This is a genomic window from Virgibacillus salexigens, assembly GCF_014905415.1.
Taxonomy (GTDB): Bacteria; Bacillota; Bacilli; order Bacillales; family Amphibacillaceae; genus Virgibacillus; species Virgibacillus salexigens.
The window spans coordinates 1-297 of record NZ_BNEO01000168.1 but is presented as its reverse complement, the minus strand read 5'-3'; the positions used below and the strand labels follow the sequence as shown (position 1 = coordinate 297).

Sequence of the window (297 nt, the reverse complement as noted above, 5' to 3'; positions counted from 1 at the left end):
TATGAAGAGAAAGAACAAGAAGAACAAGATAGTTTTGAGAAAATGATGAAAATGGATGGAACCGAAAATGCGTATCAGCTTCATAAAGAACTAGGTGAATGGATGACGGATAACGATACAGTAGGTCGTGAAAATAACAAACTACTAAAAACGGATGAAAAACTTAAAGAACTCCAGGAACGCTGGGATAATATTAATATTAATGATACCTCTCGCTGGAGTAATCAGGGAGTAATGTTCACACGGCAATTAAAAAATATGCTTCATCTTGCGCGTGTAATTACCCTCGGTGCTTAT

General features: G+C 36.4%; 1 pseudogene. It reads left to right on the top strand.

Features of this window, described 5'->3' with window-relative positions:
- Positions 1-297, top strand: a pseudogene (sdhA, locus tag JKP73_RS22705) (succinate dehydrogenase flavoprotein subunit); the annotation flags it as partial.